This window comes from Erwinia persicina NBRC 102418 (genome assembly GCF_001571305.1).
Lineage (GTDB): Bacteria > Pseudomonadota > Gammaproteobacteria > Enterobacterales > Enterobacteriaceae > Erwinia > Erwinia persicina.
On record NZ_BCTN01000001.1, the window covers coordinates 78,588 to 93,195 of the forward strand.

General features: G+C 56.1%; 17 protein-coding genes. 5 read left to right on the forward strand and 12 right to left on the reverse strand.

Translation table 11 applies throughout. The annotated features are described in order from the left end of the window. The first annotated feature begins 323 nt into the window (after positions 1-323). From EPE01S_RS00375 to EPE01S_RS00385, 3 genes are read left to right on the forward strand one after another with little or no spacing between them, the layout of a single operon-like run. Positions 324-905 (forward strand): TetR/AcrR family transcriptional regulator, encoded by a 582-nt coding sequence (locus EPE01S_RS00375; RefSeq protein WP_062742596.1) that lies wholly within the window; start codon positions 324-326, stop codon positions 903-905. A 52-nt stretch (positions 906-957) separates the two neighbouring features. Continuing rightward, entirely contained in the window at positions 958-2,061 is a 1,104-nt protein-coding gene (locus EPE01S_RS00380) for an alkene reductase (RefSeq protein WP_062742597.1), read from the forward strand. A 58-nt stretch (positions 2,062-2,119) separates the two neighbouring features. Next, complete coding sequence (locus EPE01S_RS00385; RefSeq protein WP_062742598.1) at positions 2,120-2,863, forward strand: SDR family oxidoreductase; 744 nt, start codon at positions 2,120-2,122, stop codon at positions 2,861-2,863. Between the two features lie 96 nt (positions 2,864-2,959). On the opposite strand, the gene EPE01S_RS00390 is transcribed toward EPE01S_RS00385, so the two are convergent. From EPE01S_RS00390 to EPE01S_RS00410, 5 genes are all read right to left on the reverse strand, one after another. Further along, complete coding sequence (locus EPE01S_RS00390; protein WP_062742599.1) at positions 2,960-3,907, reverse strand: quinone oxidoreductase family protein; 948 nt, start codon at positions 3,905-3,907, stop codon at positions 2,960-2,962. 9 nt (positions 3,908-3,916) lie between these two features. Then, positions 3,917-4,390, reverse strand: a complete 474-nt coding sequence (locus EPE01S_RS00395) for a hypothetical protein (protein ID WP_218007812.1) — start codon at positions 4,388-4,390, stop codon at positions 3,917-3,919. Then, positions 4,387-4,845 carry a MarR family winged helix-turn-helix transcriptional regulator gene (locus EPE01S_RS00400; protein ID WP_062742600.1) on the reverse strand — a complete coding sequence of 153 codons (459 nt, stop codon included), beginning with the start codon at positions 4,843-4,845 and terminating at the stop codon, positions 4,387-4,389. Before EPE01S_RS00400 ends, EPE01S_RS00395 begins: the two co-directional genes overlap by 4 nt. A 155-nt stretch (positions 4,846-5,000) precedes the next feature. Beyond that, positions 5,001-5,483 (reverse strand): glutathione peroxidase, encoded by a 483-nt coding sequence (locus EPE01S_RS00405; RefSeq protein ID WP_062742601.1) that lies wholly within the window; start codon positions 5,481-5,483, stop codon positions 5,001-5,003. A gap of 55 nt (positions 5,484-5,538) precedes the next feature. Further along, complete coding sequence (locus tag EPE01S_RS00410; protein ID WP_062742602.1) at positions 5,539-6,420, reverse strand: LysR family transcriptional regulator; 882 nt, start codon at positions 6,418-6,420, stop codon at positions 5,539-5,541. 173 nt (positions 6,421-6,593) lie between these two features. On the opposite strand from EPE01S_RS00410, the gene EPE01S_RS00415 reads away from it, so the two are divergent. After that, positions 6,594-7,535, forward strand: coding sequence for an SDR family oxidoreductase (locus tag EPE01S_RS00415; protein WP_062742603.1), 942 nt, complete (start codon positions 6,594-6,596; stop codon positions 7,533-7,535). A gap of 39 nt (positions 7,536-7,574) precedes the next feature. Here the strand turns inward: EPE01S_RS00415 and EPE01S_RS00420 are convergent, their stop codons facing one another. The 7 genes from EPE01S_RS00420 to EPE01S_RS00450 form a co-directional block, all read right to left on the reverse strand. Further along, positions 7,575-8,549, reverse strand: a complete 975-nt coding sequence (locus EPE01S_RS00420; protein ID WP_062743072.1) for a GlxA family transcriptional regulator — start codon at positions 8,547-8,549, stop codon at positions 7,575-7,577. Between the two features lie 116 nt (positions 8,550-8,665). Next, a complete protein-coding gene (locus tag EPE01S_RS00425) occupies positions 8,666-9,445 on the reverse strand; it encodes an MBL fold metallo-hydrolase (protein ID WP_062742604.1) in 780 nt (259 codons plus the stop codon). Positions 9,446-9,725: 280 nt separating this feature from the next. After that, positions 9,726-10,214, reverse strand: coding sequence for an isochorismatase family protein (locus EPE01S_RS00430; RefSeq protein WP_062742605.1), 489 nt, complete (start codon positions 10,212-10,214; stop codon positions 9,726-9,728). 141 nt (positions 10,215-10,355) lie between these two features. After that, positions 10,356-10,961 carry a hypothetical protein gene (locus EPE01S_RS00435; RefSeq protein ID WP_062742606.1) on the reverse strand — a complete coding sequence of 202 codons (606 nt, stop codon included), beginning with the start codon at positions 10,959-10,961 and terminating at the stop codon, positions 10,356-10,358. Between the two features lie 79 nt (positions 10,962-11,040). Next, the gene (locus tag EPE01S_RS00440; protein ID WP_062742607.1) at positions 11,041-11,835 is read right to left on the reverse strand and encodes an alpha/beta fold hydrolase; all 795 of its coding nucleotides are present in this window, start codon (positions 11,833-11,835) and stop codon (positions 11,041-11,043) included. 131 nt (positions 11,836-11,966) lie between these two features. Then, a complete protein-coding gene (locus tag EPE01S_RS00445; RefSeq protein ID WP_062742608.1) occupies positions 11,967-12,749 on the reverse strand; it encodes an SDR family NAD(P)-dependent oxidoreductase in 783 nt (260 codons plus the stop codon). A 74-nt stretch (positions 12,750-12,823) separates the two neighbouring features. Then, positions 12,824-13,915: an alkene reductase gene (locus EPE01S_RS00450; RefSeq protein WP_062742609.1), complete on the reverse strand. Its 1,092-nt coding sequence runs from the start codon at positions 13,913-13,915 to the stop codon at positions 12,824-12,826. 137 nt (positions 13,916-14,052) lie between these two features. Here EPE01S_RS00450 and EPE01S_RS00455 point away from each other — a divergent pair, with 137 nt between their 5' ends. Next, positions 14,053-14,607, forward strand: coding sequence for a TetR/AcrR family transcriptional regulator (locus EPE01S_RS00455; protein WP_062742610.1), 555 nt, complete (start codon positions 14,053-14,055; stop codon positions 14,605-14,607). Position 14,608: the final 1 nt, after the last annotated feature.

The window sequence follows — 14,608 nt, forward strand, 5'->3', positions numbered from 1 at the left end:
GGTATCCGTTCAGATGCCCGCTACAGCCTGAAGATAAAGACGAAGAGAAAAGATTCGTCATTATCCGCCTAATTACGTAGTACTCACTAAGTAATGCCACCATTGTATAGTGATCACTATGCAATCCGTCAAGACAATCATTAAACCCACGCATGAAAATCGCGAATGCCACGCAACCCTGAAGAACGTGAAGAGAGACCGCGCAGCTTCGACCGTGTCGACAGGACATTATCAGGCGGCCCCTATTGCGCAAAACCTGAACGCACGAAATGTCACTCAAAAAAATAGACGACCGGTCAGTTTTTCACTAGAGTACCCGGACTATGAAAAAACACACGACAGACATACGCCAGCACATTATTGATGTAGCAAGGGCAATTATTACGCACAAAGGTTACAGCGCCGTCGGGATTGCTGAGATTGTGCAGGCCGCCGGCATCCCTAAAGGCTCGTTTTATTATTACTTTAAGTCTAAAGAAGAGTTTGCCGAAGCGCTGCTGGAGCACTATTTCAGCCACTATCTGAGTGAGGTAGACATTCAGCTAAATGGCAGCGGGCCAGCCCGTGAGCGCTTGCTGCGCTACTTCACTTTCTGGAAAACGACCCAGGGCGCAGACCTGCCTGAAAGTAAATGCCTCGTCGTCAAGCTGGGCGCAGAAGTCTGCGATCAGTACGACAGCATGCGATACGTGCTGGCAAAAGGGACACAGGATATCGTGCAGAAAATTGCTCAGTGTATCCGTGAGGGTCAGCAAGACCGCTCTCTTCCGGCGGTTGCGGATGCCGGGGAGCTTGCTGAAGAACTCTATCAACTCTGGCTGGGCGCCTCCCTGATGGCAAAAATTCATGATCCTGATAAGGCATTTGGCAAAGCGCTGAACGCCACTCTGCGGCTGCTCGGGTAGCCGTTTTTTTTATCTTATTACTAGACGACCGGTCAACTATTTTGGAGTGTTTATGACTGACAACAGTATCCGTACCGATTTATTTTCCCCTGTTACGATGGGGACGCTTCAGCTGGCTAACCGCATTGTGATGGCCCCGGTGACCCGCAGCCGTTACGGTGAGGACGGCGTGCCTGATGAACTGCATGCCACCTATTACGCACAGCGCGCCGGTGCGGGCCTGATTATTTCAGAAGCCACCAACATCTCAGCGCAGGGCCGCGGCTATGCGGCTACCCCGGGGATCTGGAGCGAAGAGCAGGTGACTGGCTGGAAAAAAGTCACTGACGCCGTCCACGCTGAGGGCGGAAAAATCGTCTGCCAGCTCTGGCACGTGGGCCGTTTTTCAAGCGTTGAGCTGCAGCCCAACGGAGAACGCCCGGTGGCACCTTCCGCAATCAAAGCCGAGGGACAGACCTATACCGTCAACGGTTTCGTGCCGGTTTCCACCCCGCGTGCGCTCGAAACAGAGGAAATCCCCGGCATCATTGCGCAGTACAAACGTGCGGCTGAAAACGCCCTGCGTGCCGGCTTTGATGGCGTGGAAGTGCACTCAGCAAACAGCTATCTGCTCGATCAGTTCCTGCGTGACTCCACCAATCACCGCACTGACGCCTATGGCGGCTCAATTGAAAACCGGGCCCGCCTCACGATTGAAGTGACAGAAGCCATCGTCGGCATCTGGGGCAATGACAGAGTGGGCATTCGCCTCTCGCCGGTGACCCCGGATGCCGGTAATACCCCGCCGGACAGCAACGTCATGGCGATGTACGGTTACCTCATTCAGCAACTGAACCGGTTTAACCTGGCGTACCTGCACTTTGTTGAGGGGGCGACGGCCACTTCCCGCGACGTGCCTGCCGGTGTGGATATGGATGCGCTAAGCGCGCAGTTCGACGGGCCGTTTATCGGCAACAACAACTATGACCTTGAGATGGCCATCAGCCGCCGGAACGCCGGGATTATTGATGCCGTTGCCTTTGGTCGCCTGTTTATCTCCAACCCGGACCTGGTGAAACGTCTGCGTTACGGTGCCGGACTGACGATTGCGCCGAAAGAGGCGTATTACGGCGGCGGGGCGAAAGGCTACACCGACTGGCCGGAAGGCCATTACTGATATATCACACGGGCGGGGTTCCCCCCGCCTCCTGTACCTGATAAAGAAGGACAATAAAATGAATCACCTGCAGGAAAAAACGGCTGTTATTACCGGCGCGTCATCGGGCATTGGCGCAGCAACCGCTCTGGAACTTGCACGGCACGGCGTGAATATCGTGGCGGCGGCGCTGGATCAGGACGGCCTCGACAGGTTAGTGAAGAGCATCAAAGCAGAAGGCGGTGAGGCAGTTGGCCTGGTGACCGACGTAACTCGTCTGGAAGACACACAAGCGCTGGCAAAATACACCACTGAGACCTTCGGTTCGGTCGATATCCTGATCAACAATGCCGGCCTGATGCTTTTCTCCAGCTGGAGCGATGTAGTGTGGGAAGACTGGAATAAAATGGTGGACGTCAACATTAAGGGTTATCTGAACGCCATTGCGGCCGTGCTTCCCGGAATGCTGGAGAAAAAAGACGGACAAATCCTGAATATGGCGTCCGTGGCGGGCCATCAGGTGGATGCAGGCGCGGGCGTTTACAGCGCGACCAAGTTTTTTGTGCATGCGATGACCGAGTCGATGCGCAAAGATTTAGGCGTGAATAAAGGTATTCGCGTGAACACCATCAGCCCGGGTGTCATTAATACGGGCTGGGCGGATAAGGTAAGCGATCCTGAAGGCCGCAAGATCGCTCAGGAACTGACTAAAATTGCTATCAGCCCGCAGGATGTGGCCAGTGCTGTGGTGTATGCGCTAAATCAGCCGCAAAACGTGACGGTCAATGACCTGATTATTTCACCCACCCGACAGAACTGGTAATAAAGCGATGGCAGTCTGAGAGGCTGCCATCGGGTTTTAACGATTTATCACCGGCTCGTTTGCAGAACAAACATAGCTCTTTCCTGCCCTGAAACGTCAGGGGATCAGCACTACCCTCTCCTCCCCCGTATCCTCATTCCAAATCTGACTGACATCTGAGAGTGCGCAGGTTGTTACCGGCGTATCAAAGCCCCCTTCCGGGATCGCAGCCAGCAGCTGACCTGCACCGGCTATCAGCTCATAAACGGAAAGACTGCCGATGCCGCTGCCCAAAATTTCAAGACCTGAGCTACGGAGCGACGCGGCAGAGACGCTAATGGTTTCCCCGGCAACAGAACCCAGCTGCACGAACCGCAGGCGTGGCTCTCCAAGCCGTGAACCGCGATCCGCCGTGGCCTGTCTGATAATCCGGCTTGCCGGCTCTCCCCAGAGATAATCCAGAACAACGTTAACCTGCCCTGAAAAAGCCTGCTTCAGCGCCTCGTCTGCAGAATCATCCAGCATGATTTTTTCAACATCCGGCGGCAACTGTGCCAGCTTCTCCCGGTTGCGTCCGGTGGCGATGATCCTGCCCGCACCAAGCCAGACTGCTATCTGCACGGCCAGTCCGCCTGCAGATCCGGTAGCACCATTGATGAGTACCGATTCACCGCGTATAAATTTTGCCCTCTGCGTCAGTGCGACCCAGGAGGAAAGCCCCGCCGTCACCACCGCAGCTGCCCGTGCATCACCGACACCCGCCGGTACCGGCACGGTTAAATCAGCCGACACCAGGACCTGCGCGGCCATTGAGCCAAACGGGGGTTTGGGAAACAGAAAGTAGACCCGTTTGCCGTCCGGAGTCATCCCCACACCGTCAATACCCGGCACGAAATTTACGTCACGGGTGCCCGAATAGTGTCTCCCGGCGGCGAGGCTTTTCACAACAGGACTCAGCGGGGCGGCCAGCACGCGCAGCACCCTTTCACCTTCACCGGCTACCGGTTCAGGAAAGTCGCCATACGAGGGGGGAACATCAAAACGTGAAACAACAGCAGCACGCACAGGGACTCCTTAGGTGATCGATTTACGCTGAGAAAGCGTTTGACCCGTGTGGCGAAGGCCGCTGAGCTTAAAGCCATCGCGTATGTTTAATCCGATCAAGGTCAGATTTAGTGCGCCAGCGATGAGCTCAAGCGCCTGGACGCTGTAAAAGACGTCGTCAAACAGACCCGCTTTTGCACGCAGTGCCAAAAACAGGGCTGAAGGCACAAGAATCAACAGCCCGTTAAGACCGATGAATGGCATCCGGCGGCGTTTGGAAACCAAAAGCGGATGGCGCCCCTTCCCTCCCATAGAAAACCCGGTTCCCGCAGTGATCCCCATCAGAGGTACGAACACCATCAGGGCGTAGGCGATGAGCTGTTTCACTTCTGTCACCGCAGCGGCCGACAGGAACAGTTCGGTGACCAGCGTCGAAGTCCAGAACGTGGCCAGAAAAAGGGCTGCAAGCACCGACGCAGTAGCATGGATCTGACGCTTCATCATTTGTGCTCCACCAGAGATTTTTCGTGAATATCTGACAGTTTCTTCAGCACATGGAATGCCGTTTCCAACTCAGCCGTGCCGAATCCGGCCGCCATTTCTGTTGCCTGATGCTGCCAGCGTACATTAACGGTGTCATAAACCGACTGGCCTTGCGCCGTCAGGGCATAAAGAGGCGATCGTTTATGCATGGGATTAGCCTGCGTTTTCATCAGGCCGGACTCAACCAGCAGATTCAGCTGCTTCTGTGCCCCCTGACGGGTTACCCCCATCGTTAATGCAATGTGAGGCGCGGTGACGGGCCGTTGTGCCAGAACCACCGCACCAAGCATCCGCCAGCGGGTACTGGTCAGCCCCGCAGGCAGAACAAACCTGTCACCCCACTCCGTCAGGACGCCATTAAGCCGGAAAACATTGAGAATGACCTGAGTCAGTTGGTCAGCTTTAGTGTGTGCCATAGAACCCCCTTTATTGACAATAAGTTTTCATATCGGTAACTTGTTGTCAATATATTATATCCGGGATCAGCAGCAGAGAGGTGACATCGGCCCGTTGAACCCGCAGTGGCAACAGGACGTTAACCATACGGGTACGGTGCTGGTTACAGGAAAACTTACCGTTCAAGTGCAGCAAGAATGACGGCTTCCATTTTCTCTGGCGTGGTGAACGGTGCAAATCGCCTGAGTGGTTTGCCGTCACGTCCGATCAGAAACTTAGTGAAGTTCCACTTGATCCGTCCACCCAGCACGCCGGGCAATGCGTTCTTAAGATAACGAAACACCGGGTGCGCCGCGGCGCCGTTGACCTCTACTTTCTCAAACATCGGAAAGCTCACCCCATAGTTTATATGACAGGTCTGGGCGATTGCGTCGGTGCCGCCGGGTTCCTGCTTACCAAACTGGTTGCAGGGAAAACCTAGCACCACAAGCCCCTGGGCAGCGTACTTCTTGTAGAGCGCTTCCAGACCTGCGTATTGTGGTGTGAAACCACAATGGCTGGCGGTATTCACCACCAGAACCAGCTTGCCAGCATAGTCAGCCAGAGAGATAAGCTGACCATCCAGACTGGTGGCAGCAAGTTGATGAAAGGTGATCATGTCGGGATCCTCAGAGCAGATTTACTAAGTTGAACGAATAGCCTGTCACCCATTTTCAGGCTTCCATCAGTCTGGAAGACAAGAATTCAATAAAGCGCTGAGTCCTGGCAGGCGTCAGTCGCGTTTCGGTGACGGCATAAATGCTGACGGCTGTCCCTTCCCACTCAGGTAGCACACGCATCAGTTGGCCGGAAGCCAGATCCTCCGCGACAATCTTCCCGGGAAGCAGTGCAATACCCTGATGTTTCAGGGCGAGATTACGGATCATCCCGACGCTGTTGAGCGTAAACCTGCCACGAACGTCCACCTCCACCTCTGCCCTGCTACTTCTTTGCTGCACTTTCCAGGTCGGAACCTTCGTCATGCAGAGGCATTCATGCGCGGCCAGATCCGCCGGTGTGGCAGGCGCGCCAGACGCTCTGATATAGCCGGGAGACGCATAAAGATAGCGCGAGTGCCGCCCGATCAGGCGAGCGATCAGCCCCGAGTCTGTCAGTTCGCCCATGCGGATCGCGACATCGTACGGTTCGGTCACCAGGTCGACACGGCGTGGAGTCAGGTCGAATTCAAACCTGATGCCGGGATACTGTGCGGCGAAATCAACGATGAGCGGTGTGAGATAAAGCGTGGCGAAATCGACAGGCAGCGAAACCCGCAGAACCCCGCCCGGCTGTTCAAGCATCTCGCCCAGCTGCTCATGCACCAGCCGGGCCTCGTCGACGATAGGTTTGCTTCGCGCATAGTAAAGCTGTCCCGCCTCGGTCAGTTCAAGCTTGCGCGTGGTGCGATGCAGGAGTCTCAAACCAATGGCCTTTTCCAATTCACTGATACGCCGTGACAGGGTGGAGTTAGGCATACCCACGGCTTCCGCTGCCTTACGAAAACTCCTGGCCCTCGCGACCTCCACAAACAGCGCCATGTCATTCAGCGGATCCATGTGATTGCTCCATAAATGGAATAGTGATTTCAAATATAGAGTATTTATCCCTCAAGCGGAATGATGAATAGTAGATGGCGCTTTCAAGCCATGGAATCCCTAAATGAATTCAGGATTCATACCGGTGCATGGGGGAAGCCACACTCTAATCGGCCGACAAAGGATATTACATAATGGTTCAATCGCCTCAACGTGCGGCTGCTGCGGATACCATCGCCCCGCTGAGAAATAAAATTCTGGTCGTAGGTGCAACAGGCTTCCTCGGTGCAAAGGTGCTGCACCACCTCGCGGCTGAGAAAAGCGCGGCCGTCGTTGCCCTGTCGCGAAAAGGCCCCCCCGCAGGCGGGGATGCCAACATCGAATGGGTTCGCGGCGATATGATGGATCCGGCTTCGCTGGACCGGGCATTGCAGGATGTTGACGTCGTGGTCAGCTCGGCAAACAGTTACATGAAGGGCAGCCTTGATACCGATTTTCAGGGCAACAAAAACCTCATTGAGGCCGCGGCACGGGCAAAAGTCAGCAGACTGGTTTTTCTCAGCATCGTGAGCTGCGAAGCTGCATCCGCAGTGCCTCATTTCCACGCCAAGAAAGTGGCGGAAGATCTGATCAAACAGTCCGGTGTGCCATACGTGATTGTGCGAGCGCCCTCATTTCTCGACCAGAGCCCGGACTATATTGCCAGGGCCGTGAAAGCCGGGAAATTCCAGGGGGTTGGCGATAAGACCACAAGCTGGTCCTACGTGCTGACGGATGATCTTGCCTCCTGTCTGGCGAAGGCCGCGACCTGTCCGGGCAGCGACATCGTCAACCTGACGATCGATGTCGGCTGGCGTGATGGCCCGAAGAGCCAGCAGGAGCTGGCCGCTATCATCGCTGATGTTATTAACAAACCGCTGAAGATGCAGATCATTCCCTGGTGGACGCTTCGGATGGCCGCCCGGCCTGTCAGGCTGTTTTCCGAACTCGGGTATGACCTGATCCAGATGTTCCTGTTCTTCAGAACGGGGCGCTATGTCTCTGACATATCCAGGCAGGAGGCGTTCTTCGGAGCCGCTCCGACAGCGCGCGAGGCGATTACGCGATGGGCGCGTCAGCAGCAGCTTATTCCCTGAGTCGCAGAGGGCAGGCATTGCCGTGATGAGGCGATGTGGTCACAGGCTTTCACGATCAACAGGCTCGGGGCCGCGAAAGGCCCGTCGCCACTCGCTGGGGCTGACGCTAAACTTCGCTTTAAAACTCTGGCGAAACGAGATGGGAGACTGAAAACCCGACAGCGCCGAGACACTTTCAATGCTCCTGTTCGTGGTTTCCAGTAATTCCTGGCTCCGTTGCAGGCGCTCCGCCTTCAGCCATTCTCCCGGCGTCGTGCCGGTGGCGCGGGAAAAATGACGCGTCAGCGTGCGTCTGCTCATACTGACAAATCCGGCCAGTGAGTCGAGATCGTGCGGCTTATCCAGATTGCGGCGCAGGTACTCAATCAGTTCGTTGATTTTGCTGTCCCGCGTCGACACCGGCACCGGGCGCTCAATAAACTGCGCCTGTCCGCCTTCACGGTATGGGGGAACGACCATCCTCCTTGCCACCCGGTTAGCCACCGCCGAGCCGTAATGATCGCGAATGATATTCAGGCAGCAGTCAATACCGGCGGCGGTCCCGGCGGAAGTGATCAGGCGTTCATCGCTGGTATACAGCGAATTACTGTCCAGATGGACGGCAGGAAATCGTTCAGTAAAGTCCTTTTCGAATTCCCAGTGTGTTGCCGCACGATGACCATCAAGCAGACCGGTATAGGCCAGAACATAGGTCCCTAAACACAGACCGACCACCTCAGCGCCCCGTTGCCAGGCCTTTCTCAACGCCTCCAGCAATGCCTGCGAGGGCCTTTCGTCCGGGTTATTCCAGTAGGGAATAATAATAATGTCCGCCTGGTCAAGCAACGCCAGACCCTGTTCCACGTTGATGGACAGCCCGATATCAGACAGGACCACACCCGGTTTTTCAGCGCAGATCGCCACGCGAAACAGATCCGGCTGCGGCATGGACTGGCCAAAAATAATACAGGGGACGGAAAAGTGAAACGGACTGAATCCGGCCGTGGCCATCACGGCGACCGTCAGTGCAGACATAACGTTAACCTCACTGTAAATCATCACCACCGAAAGGCCGCTGACACACGCCGGCCCGGGGATAACGGAGGGGCAACCGGTCTGATCGGTTCCCCGCCGTCAGGGGATGCAGCTTATCAGAAAACCAGCGTCTCACCGTCAGCGGGGATCAGAACCTTATCCCCGATGCCGTGCTCCAGGGTGTATTCCCGCAGCTCGGCACGGGTCAACAGGCAGTGGTTAACCGATTCCATATGTGAAGCAATGAGCGTGGCCGTTGGCAGCATTTTCAGCGTGCGCAGCGTGTCCTCTTTGCCCATGATAATCGGGCCGTAAAGGTCGTTAACGGCATAGCCGATGTTTAACACCACAATCTCCGGCTGGAAACGCTGCAGGTTTTTTGCATAAGGCTTCACCCAGACGGTATCCCCGGCGATATAGAGCGTTTTTTCATGGTGGTGGGTGAACACCAGCCCACAGGCATCCCCCAGTAATTCCCCCATCCGCGCATCGGCGTAGAGCTCGTTACTGCCATGCTGACCGTCCGTTTTGTAGAGGGTCAGCCCGTCAGCGAATGAATTTTCATCCTGCATAACGCGGATGTTAACGAAGCCCTGAGAACGGACCAGCGCCGCGTCGTGCTCGTCCTGGGTGTAGATCAGCATATCTTTGGGAACCGCCTGCTGTGCCGCTTCATCCCAGTGATCGGTATGCGTATGCGTCAGGATAACGGCATCCACCGCCAGTAATTCTTCGACGGGTACCGGCAGCGCCACCATCGGATTACGCAGGTGCGGGCGGGCATTACCGACAAACCCCTCCCAGGCTTCTTTTTCTGCCAGCATCGGGTCAATAAGAAATTTTTTACCGGCATACTCCAGCACCAGCGTGGCATTACGGATTTGTGTGAGTTTCATAACCTGTTCCCTTCATTCGTCAGATTTTTCGGCCCATCAGCCCTGTCAGTGGTGTCTGTACAGGGTAGCGGCCAGTGGTCCTACTATAGGATGAGACGGTGAAGCGACGTGACAGACTCACAGGTCATTAGTCGATGAAATCGGGTCAATCACCCTGCAGAAAATGGCGGTGACCACGCACAGGGACGAAGAAAGGGGCAGAGGGAGAATAATCAATAAAAAGGGCGGTGTTAGCGGGTAACACCGCCCTCCTGTTCAGATGGGGCGCGATCGCTGTGGATTACTGAATACGGCAACGAACAGCCAGTCCGGACAGGGCAAGGTCGCTTAACGCTTTCGAAGGTGCCGCACAGCCTGCCGCGATAATATGGACGTTCATCCCCTGCCCCTGCGGTGACAGCGCGGTATGCGTAACACAGTGCTGCGTCATCATACCGGTAAGATAAAGATCGGTGATACCACTGTCGCGTAACAGCGACTCAAGGCGGGTCTGGTAAAAGCTGTCTGCCTCTTTCTTTACCACCACAGGCGCATCACCCAGCGCCGCCACAATCGACGGATGGATGTTCGCCCCTTCACTGTCTGGTTTGAAGAATGGCGCATCCGCAGTGGCGATATGCTGGATAGCCACGATCAGCCAGCCCTCGCCACGGGCTTTTTCAATCGCGCTCACCGCAGCCTGACAGGCGGTGTCAGCGCCCTCAAGCGGAAAAGCGCCGCCGGGGAAATAATCGTTTTGAATATCGATAACAATCAGGGCATTTTTCATTTTTCAGTTCCTGGTTTCGGGAAGAGTCACAGCGTGGCGTTAACATTACCCGTTCACTGACGCCGCAGAAAGGTGCCATGAAGCCAATAATCAATGGAAACGGGTCATTCTGCATTAACGGCAGACATCCCCGCCTGGCGTTCACACCGACTGACTTAACAACTGAGCCAGCCTGGCTTTCGTCTCCTCCGGGGGAAGCAGGGCAATATGCCTTCCCTGCGCATCCAGCGTGAAGAAGCCTTTGCATAATGCCGGCAGCGCCTGATACTGGGTATGCAGTTGCTCAGAGGCCCGTGTAAAGCAGGGGTAGCCATATTTTTCAACCAGATAAGGCAGCCCAAAGGGCGACCGTAACAGTTCATATTCCTGATAGGGATAACGTGCCTGCTGCGGAAGTTTCCTGATGACCTCTGTCAGCTTATCCATCAGCGGCGACACCTCCTCCTCCGTGGCATAATGGGCGAAGCCGCGCAGGGCGGCGAGGCGCATATCAACCATGCGCTCCTTTTTGAAAGCGGCCAGCAAAAATGTCTTCAGGTTCCGATCCGGCGGGGTTAAAGCGAAAGCGCATATAATCTGGTTGCGGCTGAACGCGTCTTTCGATGCCTGATAAAGCGCCTGCAGATACTGCACATCCTCATCGGTGAAGGCATCCAACCGCATGTTGATCATCGCCTGACGATAAACAGGATTATCCCGGTAACCTCTTTTGCCCGCCAGTTCTCTAATGGTTGCGATATTGGTCATGCCCTTCCCCGAAAGTTAATCTCTGTGTGCTGAAGTTCACCCTACCATTTATTGTTAACGAACTTAAACCGCCGGTGTATCAGCGCTGAAGGAAAAGCAGGATCTCCGTCAGTACCGTCTCCGGGCTTTCAAGCACGGCCAGGTGCGTTCTGGCCTGTTTCAGTCGTTTCACCTGAAAAAAATCATGCGTCTTCGCGAACCGCTGCTGCAAAGCCAGGTATTCGTCATTTCTGTCGAGAGAATAGAGATGCAGCGTCTGAGGGGGGTGAGGGAGCATATCGAGGCGCTGCAGCGGCGAGCCGTACTGACGATAGACACCGGTGATGGTCTGCCCTGCCAGTCGCCAGAGCTGATAGCTGGATTGGGCCATCTCGGTTTGCAGATGATGGATCATGGTCGGAGAGTCGCTGTTAGCCAGCCAGCATTGACACAGCTCATCGCGGGCGGCCTGCCAGCGATCTTCATGCTGCATCGCATCGATCGAGGTAAAAAACATCGGCTCGGGCGAATTCATAATCCAGTCCAGAAAGACCACCGCAGGGATCCGTTCTGGTAAACGCTCTGCCAGATCAACGGCAACCCAGCTGGCATGGGCAACGGATACCGGTATCAGTTGCGTAAGGCCCAGATACTCAATCAGTGTCAGAGCATCTGATACTAATGCAGCGCCATCAAAATCCTCACCGTCTGTCGATGATTTTCCGTGACCCCGCCAGTCGAGAGTGACCACTCGATAGTAAGCAGCCGCCTGTCCGGCAAAAGCGTCGAAGACGGTTTTCGGCTGGCACCAGCCCGGCATAAGGAACAGCGTGACCTCGCCCGCCCCCCTGTCCTGATAGTCAATATCGCCCTGTGCCGTATGTAAAAGAGGCATGTCATCGTCCTGTTGATCAGAGAACCTCTACGTTATCCGATCGCATGGCAATAAAACAAGACTTTACTTGTAATATTATGAAAGCCCGGGTGCAGGCCTTCATCGACAACATTCCCCTTGTTTTACCCTGATTATCGCGTTTTATAGCGCGCCGCTGCTTCATCCTGTTTGATATCGGAGAGCAGGGCCTGTCTTGCACCGTCCAGCGTGTCCCAGCGGGCCGCGTTGTGCAGCGGGGGGATGGTCACCCGCTCACGGCGGTCAAAGCCCGCCAGCGCGGCATCCACCATTTCACCGACCTCCATCATGGCAGGCGCATTGCTGATATCAATCCCGGCGCGCGCCCAAATCTCAGTATAGGTTCCGGCAGGCAGTACGGCCTGCACATAAATCCCTTTCGGTGCCAGTTCGAGGCTCATCCCCTGGGACAGGAACAGAACAAACGCCTTGGTGGCCCCATATACTGACATCAAAAACTCCGGGGCCAGGCCAACCACGGAACTGATGTTAACGATGGCGCCCTCACCTGCCTGCAGAAAACGCGGCGTCACTGCGGCGGACAGTCGCGTCAGCGCACTGATATTCAGAGCAATAAGCGAGTCAACAGACGCCGCCGTCTGTTCGCTGAATGCACCTGACTGGGCAACGCCGGCGTTATTGATCAACGTCCCTATCCGCGCGTCGTCACGCAGGCGGGCTTCAACGCTGGCCAGGTCATCCGCCCGGGTCAGATCCGCCGGCAGTACGTCAACCGATACGCCGGTTTCCTGGCGCAGGCGCGCGGCAAGTTGTTCCAGCTTAGCCTGATCGCGGGCCACCAGCACAAGGTCATGGCCACGGCGGGCAAAGCGTTCTGCGTATACCGCACCGATACCCGTGGATGCGCCGGTAATAAGAACTGAGGACTGTGTCATGGTTTTATTCTCTGGTTAAAGGAGGAAACAAGGCCGCTCCCGGTCAGGGGAGAACGGCGAAACAGGATCGGGGCTTAACGGCCACCGTCGTTCAGGGCGGGATAGTCGGTATAACCTTCAGCCCCTCCGCCGTACAGGGTTGCCGGGTTAAGCGCTGCCAGCGGCGCGCCGGACTTCAGCCTGGCCACCAGATCCGGGTTAGCAATAAACGGACGTCCGAAGGCGAACAGGTCGGCCTTGCCTTCTGCCAGGTGAGCAGCAGCCAGCGCCAGGTCATAGCCGTTGTTACTAATAAAGGTCCGGCTAAAACGCTGGCGAAGTGCGGCGTAATCAAAGGGAGCGTTATCGCGTGGCCCACCCGTCGCGCCCTCCACCACGTGCAGGTAAACGATACCGAGGGCATCAAGCTTTTCGGCGAGATAGTTGTACTGCGGCTGCGGATCGCTGCAGGAAATCGCATTCGCCGGAGAAACGGGTGAAATCCTCACGCCGGTACGTCCGACACCGATCTCCTGACTCACGGCGGCGGCGACCTCTAACAGCAGGCGGGCCCGGTTTTCCACTGAACCGCCATACTCATCCGTACGCTGATTGGCTCCGTCTTTAAGGAACTGCTCCAGCAGGTAGCCATTGGCCCCGTGGATCTCCACGCCATCAAACCCGGCGGCCATGGCGCTGGCAGACGCGGTGCGGAAATCTTCCACGATCTGCTGAATCTCGTCCTGTTCCAGCGCGCGGGGTTCAGACACGTCATAGAAGCCGTTGTTAACAAAGGTTTTGGTTTCCGCTCGCAGCGCTGAAGGCGCGACGGGTGCCGCGCCCCCTGGTTGTAAGTCAACGTGCGAGATGCGCCCCACGTGCCAGAGCTGCACGAAGATATGCCCGCCCGCGGCATGAACCGCGTCAGTGACCTTACGCCACCCGGCAATCTGCGCTGGCGTGTAGATACCGGGGGTATCCTGGTAGCCCTGCGCCTGGGCCGAAATCTGCGTGGCTTCGGTGATCAGCAACCCTGCCGAGGCCCGCTGGGCGTAATACGTCGCGGCCAGCTCAGAGGGTACCAGGCCCTTACCGGCGCGGTTACGGGTTAAGGGTGCCATCACAATATGGTTCGTCAGCGTGACAGGCCCAAGAGGATAAGGCTGAAAAATCGGTTGGTGGCTCATGATGCTCTCCGGGACAAAGGGTGAGTGAAGGTCTGAACGTAATGATGATGATCATCATCTAAAATGTCAAACTTTTTGATTACGACCATCATCAATGTATAATGGCAGGATGCTTTTTTGAGAAAGGATGTGAAACGATGAAGGTGTCGAAAGACCAGGTTCGCGAAAACCGGCGACGCATAGTTGAAACCGCCTCTGAACTGTTCCGGGAGCGGGGCTTCGATGGCGTGGGCGTGGCAGAGCTGATGTCGGCAGCAGGACTGACCCACGGCGGTTTTTACAAACACTTTGGGTCAAAAGCCGATCTGATGGCGGAAGCCATGCGCTGCGGCTTCTCACGTTCCGCGGAAAGCGTGGCGGGATCAGACCGGGAAACTTTCGTTAAATACTACCTGTCACGGCAACATCGCGACGGGATGGGGAAAGGCTGTGTCATGTCGGCCCTCAGTAGCGATACGGCCCGCCAGTCCGCACCCATTAAGGCCAGCTTTGCCGCCGGACTTGAACATCAGCTGGCGCAGTTAACCGGTGAAAATGGGGCGGAAAACGCCACGCGTGCCGGGACAATCGCCACCCTTGCCCAACTGGTCGGGGCCATGGTGCTGTCCCGCGCCTGCCCGGATGATTCCCCGCTGGCCGATGAGATCCTGGCCGTGTGTCAGGCCCGTCTGCTGGCTCAGGAACCAGAGTGAG